The 15362-nt window shown below is 38.0% G+C and carries 18 protein-coding genes; 4 read left to right on the top strand and 14 right to left on the bottom strand.

Annotated features, from left to right (window positions below; all coding sequences use genetic code 11):
* Positions 1–33: 33 nt before the first annotated feature.
* The gene (locus MED134_RS07290; protein WP_038597418.1) at positions 34–273 is read left to right on the top strand and encodes a hypothetical protein; all 240 of its coding nucleotides are present in this window, start codon (positions 34–36) and stop codon (positions 271–273) included.
* 56 nt (positions 274–329) lie between these two features.
* On the opposite strand, the gene MED134_RS07285 is transcribed toward MED134_RS07290, so the two are convergent.
* Positions 330–1100: a helix-turn-helix transcriptional regulator gene (locus tag MED134_RS07285; RefSeq protein ID WP_021778021.1), complete on the bottom strand. Its 771-nt coding sequence runs from the start codon at positions 1098–1100 to the stop codon at positions 330–332.
* Between the two features lie 243 nt (positions 1101–1343).
* On the opposite strand from MED134_RS07285, the gene MED134_RS07280 reads away from it, so the two are divergent.
* The gene (locus MED134_RS07280) at positions 1344–1805 is read left to right on the top strand and encodes a hypothetical protein (protein ID WP_021778022.1); all 462 of its coding nucleotides are present in this window, start codon (positions 1344–1346) and stop codon (positions 1803–1805) included.
* Positions 1806–1880: 75 nt separating this feature from the next.
* Here the strand turns inward: MED134_RS07280 and fabD are convergent, their stop codons facing one another.
* The 3 genes from fabD to MED134_RS07265 form a co-directional block, all read right to left on the bottom strand.
* Positions 1881–2765 carry an ACP S-malonyltransferase gene (gene fabD, locus MED134_RS07275; protein ID WP_021778023.1) on the bottom strand — a complete coding sequence of 295 codons (885 nt, stop codon included), beginning with the start codon at positions 2763–2765 and terminating at the stop codon, positions 1881–1883.
* Positions 2766–2872: 107 nt separating this feature from the next.
* Positions 2873–3355 carry a dihydrofolate reductase gene (locus MED134_RS07270; RefSeq protein WP_021778024.1) on the bottom strand — a complete coding sequence of 161 codons (483 nt, stop codon included), beginning with the start codon at positions 3353–3355 and terminating at the stop codon, positions 2873–2875.
* On the bottom strand, positions 3352–3798 hold the full coding sequence (locus tag MED134_RS07265; RefSeq protein WP_038597414.1) for a 2TM domain-containing protein: 447 nt from the start codon (positions 3796–3798) through the stop codon (positions 3352–3354). Before MED134_RS07265 ends, MED134_RS07270 begins: the two co-directional genes overlap by 4 nt.
* Positions 3799–3862: 64 nt before the next feature.
* Between MED134_RS07265 and MED134_RS07260 the strand changes: the two genes are divergently transcribed.
* Both MED134_RS07260 and MED134_RS07255 read left to right on the top strand, forming a co-directional pair.
* Complete coding sequence (locus MED134_RS07260) at positions 3863–4939, top strand: aminotransferase class V-fold PLP-dependent enzyme (protein WP_021778025.1); 1077 nt, start codon at positions 3863–3865, stop codon at positions 4937–4939.
* Between the two features lie 222 nt (positions 4940–5161).
* Complete coding sequence (locus MED134_RS07255) at positions 5162–5455, top strand: isoamylase early set domain-containing protein (RefSeq protein WP_021778026.1); 294 nt, start codon at positions 5162–5164, stop codon at positions 5453–5455.
* Positions 5456–5537: 82 nt separating this feature from the next.
* Here MED134_RS07255 and MED134_RS07250 read toward each other — a convergent pair whose 3' ends face one another.
* From MED134_RS07250 to MED134_RS07205, 10 genes are all read right to left on the bottom strand, one after another.
* Positions 5538–5819 carry a DUF427 domain-containing protein gene (locus tag MED134_RS07250; protein WP_021778027.1) on the bottom strand — a complete coding sequence of 94 codons (282 nt, stop codon included), beginning with the start codon at positions 5817–5819 and terminating at the stop codon, positions 5538–5540.
* 45 nt (positions 5820–5864) lie between these two features.
* A complete protein-coding gene (locus tag MED134_RS07245) occupies positions 5865–6830 on the bottom strand; it encodes an L-histidine N(alpha)-methyltransferase (protein WP_021778028.1) in 966 nt (321 codons plus the stop codon).
* Between the two features lie 37 nt (positions 6831–6867).
* Positions 6868–8037: an ergothioneine biosynthesis protein EgtB gene (gene egtB / locus MED134_RS07240; RefSeq protein WP_021778029.1), complete on the bottom strand. Its 1170-nt coding sequence runs from the start codon at positions 8035–8037 to the stop codon at positions 6868–6870.
* A gap of 375 nt (positions 8038–8412) precedes the next feature.
* Entirely contained in the window at positions 8413–8820 is a 408-nt protein-coding gene (locus MED134_RS07235) for a hypothetical protein (RefSeq protein ID WP_021778030.1), read from the bottom strand.
* A gap of 24 nt (positions 8821–8844) precedes the next feature.
* Positions 8845–9669 (bottom strand): thymidylate synthase, encoded by an 825-nt coding sequence (locus MED134_RS07230; protein WP_021778031.1) that lies wholly within the window; start codon positions 9667–9669, stop codon positions 8845–8847.
* A 162-nt stretch (positions 9670–9831) separates the two neighbouring features.
* The gene (locus tag MED134_RS07225) at positions 9832–11136 is read right to left on the bottom strand and encodes a carboxypeptidase-like regulatory domain-containing protein (RefSeq protein ID WP_021778032.1); all 1305 of its coding nucleotides are present in this window, start codon (positions 11134–11136) and stop codon (positions 9832–9834) included.
* Positions 11137–11331: 195 nt separating this feature from the next.
* Positions 11332–12732: a NupC/NupG family nucleoside CNT transporter gene (locus MED134_RS07220; protein ID WP_038601015.1), complete on the bottom strand. Its 1401-nt coding sequence runs from the start codon at positions 12730–12732 to the stop codon at positions 11332–11334.
* Positions 12733–12742: 10 nt separating this feature from the next.
* Positions 12743–13357, bottom strand: coding sequence for a bifunctional nuclease family protein (locus tag MED134_RS07215; protein WP_021778034.1), 615 nt, complete (start codon positions 13355–13357; stop codon positions 12743–12745).
* Positions 13358–13523: 166 nt separating this feature from the next.
* The gene (locus MED134_RS07210) at positions 13524–14486 is read right to left on the bottom strand and encodes an electron transfer flavoprotein subunit alpha/FixB family protein (RefSeq protein ID WP_021778035.1); all 963 of its coding nucleotides are present in this window, start codon (positions 14484–14486) and stop codon (positions 13524–13526) included.
* Positions 14487–14499: 13 nt separating this feature from the next.
* Positions 14500–15240, bottom strand: a complete 741-nt coding sequence (locus MED134_RS07205) for an electron transfer flavoprotein subunit beta/FixA family protein (protein WP_021778036.1) — start codon at positions 15238–15240, stop codon at positions 14500–14502.
* Between the last annotated feature and the right edge of the window lie 122 nt (positions 15241–15362).

Below are 15362 nucleotides of genomic sequence, written 5' to 3'. Positions count from 1 at the left end.
TCTACATTTGTATTACACTAAACCAATATGATTATGAAAACATTAAAAATAGGAGCAATTGCTCTAGGTATTATGGCTGTATCATTAACCTCTTGTAAAGAGAAGAAAACAGAAGCAGAGCAGGCTATAGAAGAAGCAAAAGAAAATGCCGCTGAGATAAAAGAAAAAAATACAGACGACGGTTATAAATTAAAAACAGAAAATACAAACGGTTCTGAGACCAAAGTAAAGGTAGATGAAGATGGAGAGGTTAAAATTAAAACAGATTATTAGTCTGTTTTGTAACGGCACGTAAAAAGGATAATATAGGTTATTGTATTATCCTTTTTTTATGCTTTAAATTCTGTCATCTGCGCTTTGAGTTCAAGCATAGACTGTTGTAACTCTTTAAGTAGGCTGTTACTACTACCTTCATCTAGATTAAAAGTGAGCTTACTATTTACTTGCCATATTTCCTGTATGTCGCTTACAGCAACCTCATAGGGTGCATAATCTTCATTGCTTGATATAAGAAGTACACGAGATGAATCTGGAAGTTTTTGTAGTTTTTTTACCACTACAGCATCCTGCATAACAATTACATATACTTTATTATCACTAGCATACTCAAGACTTTCTACACCTTTTGCAAGTACCCAGTCTTCTGGTCTAAAGTTAGGGAGCATACTGTCGCCCTCTACTTGAAAACCTCTATAAGTAGCATTACGGTATTGAGGTATAGGGAAGTCAAAGGCAGGCAGGTTTTGATACCACTCTACATCTGCAATATTATTAGGATAACCCGCAGCGGCTTTTTGATTTACTAAAACCATATTTTCATTATCCTCCTTATCTACTATGACAACCTTAGGACTTATGTCTCCTTTATCTGGGTTAAGGTGCTTCTGTTTACTGTAACCGTAAATCCATAGTGGGTTTATTTGAAAAAGGCGCAGTAGCTCTGTAATAACTTGGCCAGAGAGTTTTGTACGGCCACGCTCTATATCTGCAGTACTATTTTTTATGCCTAATTTTTCGGCAAACTCTGCTTGTGTGAAGTCGTGATCTTCACGCACTTCTTTAAATCTACGTATTTCTGAAGGTAAATCATTTGTTCCCATACGGTAAATGTATGAAAATTAGGAATATTTCCAAATAAAATTTTTTTTATCTAAAAACATCTTTTTCAGCACTTTGGGCGTATAAAGAACATAACATTTTAAAAACAAGTGTTGTGTAAGACAGATTGTCGATGTATTTATGTTTTTTATCGGTTAAGAATTGTAGTAAATATCTAATATTGCTGATTAAATGTGAAATTATGTTAAATTTGCACCTCACAACTATCTAAACAAATTTCTATTATGAAAAAATTATTATTAAATGTTGCTGCACTAGCCCTTATCGTAGGAGCAGTTTCTTGTAGAGAAGTACAAGAAAAAGCAAATGAAGCTGGAAACGCTGTTGAAAATGCTGCAAATGATGCTGCAAACGCAACTGGTGATGCTGTAAACAGTGCTGGTGATGCTCTTGAGAGCGCTGGTAACTCTGTAAAAGATGCTGCAAATGACGCTGCAAACGCTGCAGGAGATGCTGTAGACGCAACAGGAAACGCTATCGAAAACGCTGCAGATGCAACAGTAGAAGGAGTAAAAGATGCTGCAAATGCAACTAAAGATGCTGCAAATAACGCTATTGATGCAACTAAAGATGCTGCAAACAATGCTGTAGACGCAACAAAAGACGCTGCAAATAACGCTGCAAATGCAACAAAAGATGCTGCAAACGGAGCTGTAGATAAAGTAAAGAAGGCGACAGGTCACTAAGAAGACACTTAACCATCATAAATAAAAAAACCAGCTGTTAGGCTGGTTTTTTTTATGTTATAAAATAGAGTAATACTATTCAGGTAGTATAGCGCTACTTGCAGCTACATCTCTGTTTATTTTTCTCATAAGGCCTTGTAACACTTTACCAGGACCTACTTCTATAAACTCTGTACCACCATCTGCAATCATTTGCTGTATGGTTTGTGTCCATCTTACTGGTGCGGTAAGTTGTGCTATTAAGTTTGCCTGTATTTGGCTAGCATCTGTTATAGCGCTAGCAGTTACATTCTGGTATATAGGGCATATAGGTTTTGTAAACTTGGTTGCCTCTATAGCCGCGGCTAGTTCTTCTCTAGCTGGCTCCATTATAGGTGAGTGAAAAGCTCCTCCTACAGGAAGCACAAGCGCTCTACGTGCACCTTTTTCTTTCATAGTCTCACAGGCTTTATTTATGGCTTCTATCTCTCCAGATATTACAAGCTGGCCTGGGCAATTATAATTTGCGGCTACCACAACTCCTGGTGTTTGCTCACACACCTCTTCTACCACGGCGTCTTCTAGACCTAATACGGCTGCCATAGTAGATGGCTGTACCTCACAAGCTTTTTGCATAGCCTGTGCACGCTGGCTCACAAGCTTTAATCCATCTTCAAAACTTAATGCGCCACTTGCTACAAGGGCAGAAAATTCTCCTAGTGAGTGACCAGCTACCATTGCCGGTTCAAAATCTGTCATAACAGATTTAAGTGCTATAGAATGTATAAAGATAGCCGGCTGTGTTACTTTAGTTTCTTTAAGATCCTCTGCAGTTCCTTCAAACATTACATCAGTAATATTAAAACCTAAAATATCATTTGCCTTTAAAAAAAGATCTTGAGCATCTGGGTATTTTTCAAAAATGTCTAATCCCATTCCTGAGAACTGAGCACCTTGACCCGGAAATATATATGCTTTCATAAGTTTATGTTCGTTAGTAGGTGCAAAAGTACAAAATGAGAGAGACTCAATGAGGAGATATACGCTTTCGCGAAAGCGTACTCAAAACTACGTATAAGTTCTTTGCTCTACTTTCTCTTCCAGCTTTGAAAAGTAAAGCCGCTTTTATGTTTATCATCTACATCGTGAAAGGTACTGTTTACAAGTTCCCACTCACTCTCTGGTATTTCTGGAAAAAACGCATCTGCCGCATACTCGTTATGTACTCGGGTAAGTTCTATATGGGTGGCATATGGCATACCTAGTTTATAAATCTCGCCACCGCCTATAATAAATGTGTGAGCCTCTTGCTTACAATATGCCAGCGCATCTTCTAGGGAATGCACAACGGTAGCACCTGGTGCGTTGTATTGCTTATCTCTTGTAATGACTACGTGTGTTCTATTAGGTAGCGGTTTTGGGAAAGACTCCCAGGTTTTACGCCCCATAATAATATGGTGACCTGTGGTGAGTTTTTTAAAATGACGAAAATCATCTGGAAGATGCCAGGGTATATCGCCATTTTTACCCAGTGCATTATTTTCGGCAGCAGCTGCTATCATTGTTATCATAGGGGAGTATTCTGGTTGTCTAGTGAGGTGTTTGGGTCTGTTGAGATTGGACTTTTTTTTTCTGGTAACGGGTGTGATACTTGCACGCCTTCCTCTAGCTCTGCGATGCGTAGTTTTTGTTTGGCTACGAGTCTGTCTAGGTGTTTTTGTTCCCATTCTTTATTCATAAACTTGCTCATTACAATGACGTTTATGAGATGTATGAGAAAGAAGAATGTCCATATAAGAATTGCCCATACAAACCAAGGAGTCTCAAAAGGCTTGAACTCTTCACCCACATTAAGCACTTGATTAATTACAATAAGAAGTATTGCTCCTGCTAGAAAAGCTACAAAGTGCCTGTATAGGTTTTTCTTTTGCCTTACGCGAGCTTGAGCGTTTTCTATAAGTTCTTTTTGAACTGGATCTATAGATGTTGTTGTTTTCTTTGAGAATAGTGCCATAAAATGCGACCTTTATATAATCATATAAAATTAGCCTTTTAGAACGTCATTTTAAAAATAGCTTATGAAAAATTTTGCCAAACTCTTCCCAATCCTGAGTCAGTATACCTATCTCAATACGGCATCTTCTGGTTTACTCTCTGTGCCTGTGATGGAGTGGAGGCAAGAACACGATCTTGATTTTCTCGTACAAGGTAGCTTGCTTAAAGAAAATCAAGGTAAAATATTAGGGTCTGTGCGTGAGAAGGTAGGGGAGCTTTTTTCTTGCGAGGCAAATAGAGTAGCCCTTGTTCCTAATTTTTCATACGGTTTTAATACACTACTTGAAGGTATAAAAACACACAAAAAGGTACTGTTGCTAGAAGGAGATTACCCATCTATAAACTGGCCTTTTGAAAGTAGAGATTTTGATATTAAGTACACACAGATTAGTTTTAATATTGAAGAGGTCGTTGCAGAAGCTTTTAAGAAAGATACGCCAGATATTTTTGCATTCTCACTTGTGCAGTGGCTGGATGGGTTAAAAATAAACCAAGGGTTTCTTAAAGAGTTAAAAGCGCTATATCCTGATACATTATTTCTTGCAGATGCTACACAGTATGTAGGTACAGAGGTGTTTGATTTTGATAACTCTGCACTAGATGCTATAGGGGCGAGCACCTATAAGTGGATGAATGCTGGGTATGGTAATGGTTTTTTCTTGTTTAAAGAAAGTATTGTAGATCGTGTTGCACCTAGTACAACAGGTTTTAATTCTGTACAAGGTAAGTATAAACCTCAAGAAGGTAACTTTTTAGGTCGTTTTGAGCCGGGACACCAAGATACGCTCAATTATGGAAGCCTAGGTGTAGCAATAGATGTTATAAATCAACTTGGTATGGGGGTTATAGATAAGAGAATTAAGGATATAAATATAAAAGCCAAAGAGATGTTTTTAGAAAATGGACTTCTTTCAAAAGCAATTGCAGAGCGCGAGAGTCACGGTGCATTTTTTAATATAACAGGAGATGATAAAACTATAATAAAACTAAAAAACCAAGATATACTTACGATGGTGCGAGGAGAAGGCGTTCGGGTAGGTTTTCATTACTTTAATACAGAAGATGATCTAGCACATTTACTTGAAGTCATTAAGTCATAATTCCTTTGTTTTGTGGTTTTTACTGTAAATTTTATGTGATTGAGGTGTTAATTAATCACCATATTATCAATTTATGATGTCTGCAAACGTTTTCGATTTACTAGATATCAATTTTAAGAGGTGCAATATTATTAAATCGTGAATAATGAGCTCAATAGTCTGATTATCTGTTTTTTATAGTGTTCTAGTCCTATCTTTGTACTTTATCAAAAACAAAGAATTATGGCGCTTACTAAGAAATTTTTAAAAACAAAGCCTGTTTGTAAAGTAACCTTTGCGATTGCTGCTGCAGAGGCAGATACGGTTGCCGTAGCAGGTGATTTTAATAACTGGGATACCACAAGACCTCTTAAAAAACTTAAGAACGGAACCTTTAAAGGAACTTTTGATATCCCTACAGAAAAGTCATACGAGTTTAAATATGTAGTAGATGGAGAGTGGGTAAATGAAGAAGCTGCAGATGGTTACCAATGGAATGATTATGCCGCTGCCGAAAACAGTGTTTTAGAATTATAACGTTAAGTTTTCCCCCAACTTATAGTGCAAAAAGCCATTTTCGGTTAGAAAATGGCTTTTTTTACATTACAGAAATATAGAATTACTCTACTACCTCGACACCACGCCAGAAGGCAACCCTATTCTCTATACTTTTTGCTAGCTCACTTACTTCTGGATAATACCAAGCGGCATCAGTATTTTCTTTTCTATTTACCTCTATTGAGTAATATGATGCCTTACCTTTCCACGGGCAGGTACTGTGTAAATCACTAGATTTAAAATATTCTTTCTTTATAGCCTCGTGCGGAAAATAGTGATTGTTTTCTATCACTATCGTATCATCACTTTCTGCTATTACTTCGTTGTTCCATATTGCTTTCATAATTCTTTTTTTTAGATGTTGTTACGCTTTCGCGAAAGCGTATTCTTATTTCTTTTCAAATAAATAGTTCTTGTAATATCCCTTACTATCTGCAAAGTCGTTTATAATATTAAGCCCAGACTCATTTGCAAGCCACTCTACAATGCTGTCGTCATACTTCTGGCTTATCTCTGTATGTATGGTCTCCCAGGCATTAAAGTGTACATCAAGATCTAGAGCGTTAATACGTACATCTTGATCTTGCTTACTAACGAGATAGCTCTTTGCAGTGCCTGTTTCTGGGTCGTAAACCTCCCAGTGTTTAAACTGGTCTGGATTAAAAGTACCATCCATCTCATCATTAATGCGGTGCAGTAGGTTTTTATTAAAAGCAGCGGTAATACCTTCTGGGTCATTATAAGCATCAAGTATCACCTGCGGATTCTTTTTCTGGTCAAACCCCATAAAAAGTAAATCTCCCTCGCTCATTGCTTTTTTAATATTTGATAAAAAGTCTATAGCCTGTGGGTGTAAAAGGTTCCCTATGTTTGAGCCTAGTACTACAATTACTTTTTTACGAGAGTTGTAATTTGCTAGCCCTTCTAGCACGTCAAAATAGGTGCCCTGTTGTGGTTTTATGTCTACTTGTGGTAAATCGATATTCATACTTTCTTCTAGCCCGTCTAGCGCATTCTGACTGATGTCTATAGGAAGATAAGTAAAAGTGTCTCCGCGAGTTACTAGGTGTTCTAGTAAAATCTTTGTTTTCTTCCCGTCACCAGCCCCTAGTTCTATAAGCTCAAAACCGCTTTTACTGCTAAAAGCTTGTGCAATGGCAGTTTTATGTGTTTCAAAAATTTCATACTCACAATCTGTGAGGTAGTAGCTAGGCATTGCCATAATATCTTGAAAGAGCTTGTCTCCCTTCTTATCATATATAAATTTTGAAGAAAGGTATTTCGGAAATGCCGTAAGCCCTTCTTCAACTTCTTTATGAAATGCGGTTGCTATGGTTGGTTTAATTTGTGTCATATTTGTAATGGTCGTGTAGTGTGGTAATAACTTACTATTATTTTGCTAGGCGTAGTCCTGTAAATTGCCATCGTAATCCAGTTTGAAAAAAATTACGATAGGTGTGTCTTGTATGTCTACTTGGTGTTGCCACAGAGCCACCTCTTAAGACCTTCTGGTTTACCATAAACTTACCATTATATTCTCCCAGTGCTCCTTCTTCTTTTTTATAGCCAGGGTAGGGTAGGTAGGCGCTCTCTGTCCACTCCCAGCGGTCTCCCCAGTCTAGATGTTTACTTGCTACTTCCCACTCAAATTCTGTAGGTAAGCGTAGTCCTTTGTATTGTGCATAGGCAAATGCCTCGTAGTATGAGATATGAGCTAGAGAGGCACTCTTGTCTATTTCTTGTAAGCCTTTTTCTAGTGTGTAGTGATACCATTTATCTCCTACTTTATGCCAGTACATAGGGCATTCTATATTGTTTTTTTGAACCCAGTCCCAGCCTTCGGCGTGCCAGAGCAATGTTTTATTATATCCTCCAGCTTCTATAAAAGCTATCCACTCCCCGTTTGTTACAAGAGTATTAGATATTGCATAGTCATGTAGGTATACTTTATGACGCCCCAGCTCATTATCGTAGCAAAAATCTGTAGTGTTATGTCCTATTTCATATACACCTTCGGTTATATGGGTCCATTGTGATTGTGGGATTTCTTTTACGCTTTCGCGAAAGCTAATATCTCCTCCATAAACAGGCATAAGTGGGTTGTTGCCTAGTATATATTTTATATCTGTAGCAAGTAGCTCTTGATGTTGTTTCTCGTGATGTATGCCTATGGTAAGTAACTTGGTCACCTCTTCCGAAACGTCTCCTTCTAGAAGATCCTTAAGGGCCTCTGTCACATATTTTCTGTAAGCATATACTTGATCTACCGTGGGTCTGGATAGATTACCTCTGTCTGTGCGCACAACACGCTTACCCACACTCTCATAATAGCTATTAAAAACAAAAGCAAAGTCATCGCTAAAAAGTGTGTAACCTTCTTTATGATGTTTTAGAATAAACTCTTCAAAAAACCACGTAGTGTGACCTAGGTGCCACTTAGGTGGCGAGACATCTACTATGGGTTGTACGACATAGTCTTCTATCTCAAGTGGTTTACACAGGCGCTCTGTGTGCTGTCGAGTTTCAAGAAAAAACTCGAGTAAATTTTCTGTAACAATCATAGCGGTGACAATTATAAGTCACATAAAGTTACGGGTTTTTAAGTGCGTGTAAAATTTTATGACCTCATTTGGCAAAATGTTAATATTTAGGTTAAATGATACACCAAGTTTAATCCAGTAGGTAGTATTAATAGGTGATGGGTATTGTATATTCTGCAGCTACTTTTTTGCCACCTAGTTCTCCAGGTTTAATTTCTGGAATAGATAAGATGACTTTCAGAATCTTTTGCACCAGCTTACGAGCTATAAAAAGATTATTTGCTGTATGATGAAAAATCGTGCTTGATAACTATTTACTATTGAGATTGCTATAAATGAAAAGAGGAGCAAAATCTCTTTTGCTCCTCTTTTGTAATAGTTTGTGTTCTTACAGCCTTACAATGTAAATGCAAGTTTAAGATCGCTATCCTTTTTTGTTCCTCCCATATTGCCGGGAATTACTTGAGGCATCATCATAATCACTCTTTTTACTTCTTTTTGTACTCCTGGAGAGCCTCCTTTTACAGAACGTATTACTGGTTTACCTTCTTTGTTTATAAACATATCAATTGCCACCTTCCCTTTTACATAGTCTGATGGAAATTTAAAATTCTTAACAATATGTCCTGCTAGTTTCTGGCGTAAACAATTGTTTTTTTGGTTGATAGATCCCGTGCAACCTGGCCACGTAGGAGGTACTTCTTCAACTTTAAGAGTTGTAGACTTTCTCATAGTCACACCTTCTTGTGCATTTATAGTTGTGAAAGCTGCAAAAAAAGCAAGGGCAAATAATAATTTTTTCATTGTTGTAAGTAGGTTAATTTGAGGTTATACCGCAACTGCTCCTTTAATATGAGGATGCGGATTGTAATTTTCTAAAGTAAAGTCATCAAAAGTGAAGCCAAAGATGTCTTTTACCTCAGGATTTATTTTTAAAGTAGGTAAAGTACGAATTTCTCTGGATAATTGAAGTTCAACTTGTTCCATATGATTACTGTAAATATGGGCATCGCCAAAGGTGTGAATAAAATCTCCGGCCTCATAGCCACACACTTGCGCCATCATCATTGTAAATAGTGCGTAACTAGCTATATTAAACGGAACTCCTAAAAAGATATCTGCACTGCGCTGGTATAGCTGGCAACTTAGCTTTCCATCTGCTACATAAAATTGAAAAAATGCGTGACAAGGAGGTAAAGCAGCTTTACCATTTGCAACATTTTCAGAAAAAGAGACAGAAGTATCTGGCATTACAGATGGATTCCAGGCGCTCACAAGCATCCTGCGGCTATTAGGATTTTTTTTAAGTGTCTCTACAATATCTTTTATCTGGTCTATCTCGTCACCATTCCAGTTGCGCCACTGGTAACCATAAACGGGACCTAGGTCTCCATTTTCATCTGCCCACTCATTCCAGATGCGCACACCATTTTCTTGCAAATACTTCACGTTAGTATCACCTTGTAAAAACCATAAAAGCTCATAGATGATAGATTTAAGGTGTAGCTTTTTTGTAGTAACCATCGGGAAGCCTTCTGAGAGGTCAAAACGCATTTGATACCCAAATACACTTTTTGTTCCTGTACCGGTGCGATCGCCTTTAAAGTTGCCTTCGGCGAGTACGTGCTTCATTAAGTCGTGATACTGTTTCATACATCTAGTTTACTTAGTGATAATTGTAAGGTGCTTATGCTGGTAGTGATTACGCTTTCGCGAAAGCGTAAAAAGTCTCTTGCAAAGTTCAAGCAAAATAAAAACACCTGCCGTCTTCTACAACGAAAGGTGTTTCTAGTTATTATGAGTTATTAACCGAGGTTATTTGCCGCCTAGTGAGGCGCGATCTTCTGAGCGTTCTAGCTTGCGCTGTATTTTTTTTATCGCAGACTCTATAGACTTTTCTGGTTCAATCACATTGTATGTTCCCCAGAATTCTGGATCACCAAAACCTAGATTTTGATCTGCCATAATGATATATTCATCTATCTCGCCATTGCCTTCCCAAGAGGTGTTTGATGTGGCGAGTTGCCAGTCTGTGACAGCCATCTCACAAGAGAGCGTGTATATAGACTTAAAAAGACGGCGTTTTCTCTTGACCTCAAAAGAGAGGTCTGCTTTACTATAACCATAAACCCACCTGCCATTCTTCTCGCGATAGTTTACCTCATAAGAGATGTTGCGAGGTTTTATTTTTACGTCGCTTGGTTTGCGGCGCACAAACATCTCGTTTACCTCATTTGTATTGTCTAGCTTGAGAGCATAAGTAGCTTTTACAAGAGCGAGACTGCTTGCGCCTATATATAAACTCCCTTCATATAGCGGTGTAAGCACTTCTCCACGTTGTTTAAAACGGACGACAAAAACATTCTCTCCATTAATTTCTGATACTTTGCCAAATCTAAAGGTGTAAGCATCCATCGTATCTGGGCTAAAGATATATTCTGGATACTTCATTACGTCTACATATAACGTGCTAAAAGGACCTCCTTGTAGCTTAAGAGCAATGGTGTCTAGTTTTGAGTAGTCTGTGTCTTTTCTAGATTTGACTAGTCGTATTTGGTCTTTTTTGCTGTTTGCATTAGGTTGCTTATAGATGTTTACAACGGCTTCTGCTAGAGATGCATTTTTACTACGCTTTTTTATAGTCTCTCTGTAAAAAGCAGTCATTACGGTTTTATCACCTAGATAGTTGTCTTTACGTTTATTGAGTACTTTTTTTACAAGCGCTTTTGCATCTGTATAAGCGACTAGGTTTGCAGGGTCAAGACTTATGATGCTGTAGTCTAGTTTAATTTTGAGTGGCTTTTTGAGATTTTCTGGTAATAGAATAATCTTTTCATTAAAGCCTAGAGCGGTAATTTTAAGTTGCTTCTTTGTATCTGTCGCTGGTATTTTTAAGGCAAACTCACCTTCATTATTTGATACAGTACTTAGGTTAGTGCCCATAAGGGTAACGGTAGCCTTAGCGATGTCATCTTTAGAATCAGACTCAGTTATTGTTCCTTTTACTTCAACATAATTTGTTATGTTTTGAGCATAGGTACTTGGGATAAATGCCAGTATAATACATAGAGCAAGTAACCATCTAAGCTGGCTAGTAAGCGGTTTTTTTTGCGTTTTCATAAGCGGTTTTTTTAGTATGTAATCTATTCTACCACATTAAGATACGACAAAAATTAATGTAGATAGTACACTTTTGTCGGGTGTTGTAAAGATTGCTTTCACCCAGTAGGTTGTTTTACGAGATAAACAAGGGTGATTACGCTTTCGCGAAAGCGTAAAAATCTAAAAAAAAGAGTGGTGCTTGATAAGGATCTATTACCCTATAATCATACCAGCAATGGTTGCAGATATAAGCGAAGCTATAGAACCTCCTATAAGTGCTTTAAGACCAAAACGTGATAATTGCGTGCGCTGCCCTGGAGCTAGAGAACCTATACCACCTATCTGAATACCGATAGAGGCAAAGTTTGCAAATCCACAAAGCATATATGTTGCCATTATGATAGACTTCTCGTAGTTGAGGTGTACAACGTTTGTGGTGTCTTTAAGCTCTGCAAGTTGTATGTAACCTACAAATTCGCTTGCTGCTAGTTTTATACCTAGTAGTTGTCCCATCATCGTTGTGTCTTCACTAGCCACACCTATAAGCCACATAAGTGGGGCAAAGATGGTACCTAAGATAGCTTCTAGCGATAATTGCGGGTATGCAGAGTGTGTAGCTATCCAGCCGTTAAGTGTCGTGATTTCACCTATCCAGCCTAGTAGGCCGTTTGCCATAGCTATAAATGCTACAAAAACCAGAAGCATTGCCCCTACATTTACAGCAAGTCTTAATCCTTCTGTTGTTCCGTTTGCAATAGCATCAAGTACGTTTGCTCCTATTTTATCGTTTGAGACAGATACGTCTGTGTTTACTTCTTCTGTCTGAGGGTATAATATTTTTGAAATTACAATAGCTCCTGGTGCTGCCATTACTGAGGCTGCGAGTAGGTGCTTTGCAAAAATAAGTCTAAGCGCTTCGTCTTCACCACCTAAGAAACCTATGTATGCCGCAAGTACCGCTCCTGCAACTGTAGCCATACCACCTATCATTACAAGTAAGATTTCTGACTTGTTCATTTTTTCTAAGTATGCCTTTATAAGAAGCGGTGCTTCCGTCTGGCCTAAAAAGATATTACCAGCTACACTTAAACTCTCTGCTCCAGAGATACCTAACAGTTTTGATAGTAACCACCCAAAGGCTTTTACAACCTTCTGTATTACTCCAAAGTAGTACATCACAGAGGTAAGCGCAGAAAAGAAGATGATGGTAGGTAATACTTGAAAAGCAAATATGTACCCAAAAGTTGAGGTGTCACTCACGAGACCTTGAAATAAGAAATCACTTCCAGCAAGGGTAAACTCTAGTATGCTTACAAAGATGCTTCCTATAAAATCAAAAATACTTTCTACAAAAGGAACTTTAAGTACACAAACAGCTATAATAAGCTGGAACGCAAGTCCTATACCTACTGTTTTCCAATTAATTGCTTTGCGATTGCTACTAAATAAAACGGCAATTACAATAAGAGTAACCATACCTAGTACACCGCGGCCAAAACTCTCAAAAGTAAAACCTTGAGAAGGGATAACATCTGCCATAGCCTGTGCTTGCTCCTGCGCAAATGTTGTAAGTGAACTCATTAATACTATTAGGGTGAGTAGTAGCTTGCGCATATAAGATTGTTTAGTTGCGTTTTGAGATTTCATCTCGCACTTGTGCAGCAGTCTCATAGTCTTCACTATTTACGGCTTGCTCTAATTTGTTGTGTAGTTCTTGAAGTGACATTTTTTTATAATCATCACCGCTTGATGTAGGCTCTTCTTCCAGAATGATTTCATCCATTAGGACTTCATCCTCTTCTGTAAACTCCTCTGGGTTTGTGTTTCCTTTGAGAAAAATACCTGCTTTATCAAGTATATTTTTATAAGTAAATATAGGTGCTTGAAAACGCAGGGCTAGTGATATAGCATCGCTTGTGCGTGCATCTATAATTTCTTCTATTTTGTCTCTCTCACAAATTATACTAGAGTAAAAAACACCATCTACAAGTTTGTGTATTATTACTTGTTTAATGACGATATCAAAACGATCTGCAAAGTTTTTAAATAAGTCGTGTGTGAGAGGTCTGGGTGGTTTTATTTCCTTTTCTAATGCAATCGCAATAGACTGTGCCTCAAAAGCTCCTATTACAATAGGTAACTTACGTTCTCCGTCCTGTTCAGTAAGAATAAGGGCATACGCGCCATTTTGAGTCTGGCTGTAGGAGATTCCTTTAATGTTTAAACGCACTAAGCTCATAAGTTGCAAAAATAGGAAAAAGGGTTTATAAGTTAAGAAGTTTATACGATTTGCCGTATTGTTATCTTAATTATAAGGTAATGTGCAGTCTTTTAGACAGATAAGGGTAAATAAAAATGAGCTTAAATTATATTTAAGCTCATTTTATATAACTAATAGTTTATTTCTAGCTGTTAGAAGCTTTAAAGGCTTTAAGCTTCTCATTGAGCTGAGGTACAATTTCAAAAGCATCACCTACGATACCATAATCTGCTGCTTTAAAGAAAGGAGCTTCTGGATCTGTGTTGATTACTACTTTTACTTTTGAAGAGTTAATACCCGCAAGGTGCTGTATAGCTCCAGAGATACCTATCGCGATGTATAGGTTAGAAGCAACAGGCTTACCAGTTTGCCCTACGTGCTCACCGTGAGGTCTCCACCCTAGATCAGATACTGGCTTAGAACAAGCAGTTGCTGCTCCAAGTATGTCTGCCATTTCTTCTATCATCCCCCAGTTTTCTGGTCCTTTCATACCACGACCTGCAGAGACTACAATCTCAGCATCTGCGATAGAAACCTTGTCTGTAGCTTTATCTACAGAGGCAACCTCTACACCAAATGTCCCTAGATCTGCACTAAAATCTTCTGTTGCAGCAGCGGCACTGTTTTCTTTAAGACCATATGCGTTCTTACCAAGACCTACAATTTTTACATCTGTAGAGATCTCTGTAATGTTAAATGCTTTGTTGGTAAAAGCAGTACGCTTTACTTTAAATGGAGCTGCGCTTTCTGGAAGTGCAACTACATTTGATGCATATCCTGCCTCAAGCTCTACCGCTAGTAAAGGAGCAAGATACTTTGCATTTGCGCTCTGGCTTAATACCACTACTGTTGCACCTTCTGCCTTTGCTGCAGCAGCAATACCCTTTGCATAAGCAGCTGCATTAAATGCGTCTAGCTTGCTGTCTTTAAGGTTTAAAACTTTATCTACACCATAGGTTCCTAGTGGTGCTGTGTCACCTCCATTTACTGCAATAGCAGTAACAGAAGTTCCCATCATATCTGCAACACCTTTTGCATAAGATGCTACCTCAAGTGAAGCTTTTTTAAATTCTCCGTTTTCTGATTCTGTATATACTAAAACTGACATATTATCGTACTTTTTAGATAGCTTTCGCTTCGTTATGTAATAAATCGATGAGCTCGTCTACAGTGTCTACAAGTTTTACGGCTCCTTTTGGTGCTGGCTTTTCAAAGGCAACAGCTGCTGTTTCGGTTGCTGCTCCAGCAGGTTCAACAACGCTTAATGGTTTTTTACGAGCCATCATAATACCTCTCATATTAGGTATACGTAGGTCACTCTCTTCTACTAGTCCTTTTTGACCTCCTATTACAAGAGGTAAAGTTGTAGTAACTGTTTCTTTACCACCATCTATTTCTCTAGTTGCAGTAGCGTTTGTGCCATCTACTTCTAGTGAGATACACGTATTTACAAAGTTTGCTCCGGTAAGACCTGCAAGCATACCTGGTACCATACCACCATTATAATCTATAGACTCACGGCCTGCAATTACAAGGTCGTATCCTCCGTCTTGAACTACTCTTGCAAGTTCTTTGGCAACTTGAAAACCATCTTTTGCTTCTGTGTTAACACGTATAGCTGTGTCTGCACCTATTGCAAGTGCTTTACGAAGTGTAGGTTCTGTTTCTGGTCCTCCTACGTTTACTACGTCTACAGAAGCTCCTTGTTTTTCTTTAAACCACATTGCTCTGGTTAATCCAAACTCATCATTTGGGTTGATCACAAACTGAACACCATTAGTATCAAACTTGGTGTCTCCTTCAGTAAAGTTAATTTTTGAAGTCGTATCAGGTACGTGACTGATGCACACTAATATTTTCATAGAATTTGTTTTTTATAAAGATAAAGGTACGCTTTCGCGAAAGCGTAAACTCGTACTATTTCGTTATCGTTACAAAAATAAGGTAAAAAACTATATTTTACTATGCGCGCATAGTAAAATTT

The sequence above is a fragment of the Dokdonia sp. MED134 genome, from assembly GCF_000152925.2.
Classification (GTDB): Bacteria; Bacteroidota; Bacteroidia; order Flavobacteriales; family Flavobacteriaceae; genus Dokdonia.
Note: the sequence above shows the minus strand (reverse complement) of the source record. Positions and strands in the feature narration are given on the sequence as shown.

Bases quoted from the DNA above. Each gene is read 5' to 3' on its own strand.
- MED134_RS07290 (WP_038597418.1), top strand. From the start codon at position 34: ATGAAAACATTAAAAATAGGAGCAATTGCTCTAGGTATTATGGCTGTA.
- MED134_RS07285 (WP_021778021.1), bottom strand. From the start codon at position 1,100: ATGGGAACAAATGATTTACCTTCAGAAATACGTAGATTTAAAGAAGTG.
- MED134_RS07280 (WP_021778022.1), top strand. From the start codon at position 1,344: ATGAAAAAATTATTATTAAATGTTGCTGCACTAGCCCTTATCGTAGGA.
- fabD (WP_021778023.1), bottom strand. From the start codon at position 2,765: ATGAAAGCATATATATTTCCGGGTCAAGGTGCTCAGTTCTCAGGAATG.
- MED134_RS07270 (WP_021778024.1), bottom strand. From the start codon at position 3,355: ATGATAACAATGATAGCAGCTGCTGCCGAAAATAATGCACTGGGTAAA.
- MED134_RS07265 (WP_038597414.1), bottom strand. From the start codon at position 3,798: ATGGCACTATTCTCAAAGAAAACAACAACATCTATAGATCCAGTTCAA.
- MED134_RS07260 (WP_021778025.1), top strand. From the start codon at position 3,863: ATGAAAAATTTTGCCAAACTCTTCCCAATCCTGAGTCAGTATACCTAT.
- MED134_RS07255 (WP_021778026.1), top strand. From the start codon at position 5,162: ATGGCGCTTACTAAGAAATTTTTAAAAACAAAGCCTGTTTGTAAAGTA.
- MED134_RS07250 (WP_021778027.1), bottom strand. From the start codon at position 5,819: ATGAAAGCAATATGGAACAACGAAGTAATAGCAGAAAGTGATGATACG.
- MED134_RS07245 (WP_021778028.1), bottom strand. From the start codon at position 6,830: ATGACACAAATTAAACCAACCATAGCAACCGCATTTCATAAAGAAGTT.
- egtB (WP_021778029.1), bottom strand. From the start codon at position 8,037: ATGATTGTTACAGAAAATTTACTCGAGTTTTTTCTTGAAACTCGACAG.
- MED134_RS07235 (WP_021778030.1), bottom strand. From the start codon at position 8,820: ATGAAAAAATTATTATTTGCCCTTGCTTTTTTTGCAGCTTTCACAACT.
- MED134_RS07230 (WP_021778031.1), bottom strand. From the start codon at position 9,669: ATGAAACAGTATCACGACTTAATGAAGCACGTACTCGCCGAAGGCAAC.
- MED134_RS07225 (WP_021778032.1), bottom strand. From the start codon at position 11,136: ATGAAAACGCAAAAAAAACCGCTTACTAGCCAGCTTAGATGGTTACTT.
- MED134_RS07220 (WP_038601015.1), bottom strand. From the start codon at position 12,732: ATGCGCAAGCTACTACTCACCCTAATAGTATTAATGAGTTCACTTACA.
- MED134_RS07215 (WP_021778034.1), bottom strand. From the start codon at position 13,357: ATGAGCTTAGTGCGTTTAAACATTAAAGGAATCTCCTACAGCCAGACT.
- MED134_RS07210 (WP_021778035.1), bottom strand. From the start codon at position 14,486: ATGTCAGTTTTAGTATATACAGAATCAGAAAACGGAGAATTTAAAAAA.
- MED134_RS07205 (WP_021778036.1), bottom strand. From the start codon at position 15,240: ATGAAAATATTAGTGTGCATCAGTCACGTACCTGATACGACTTCAAAA.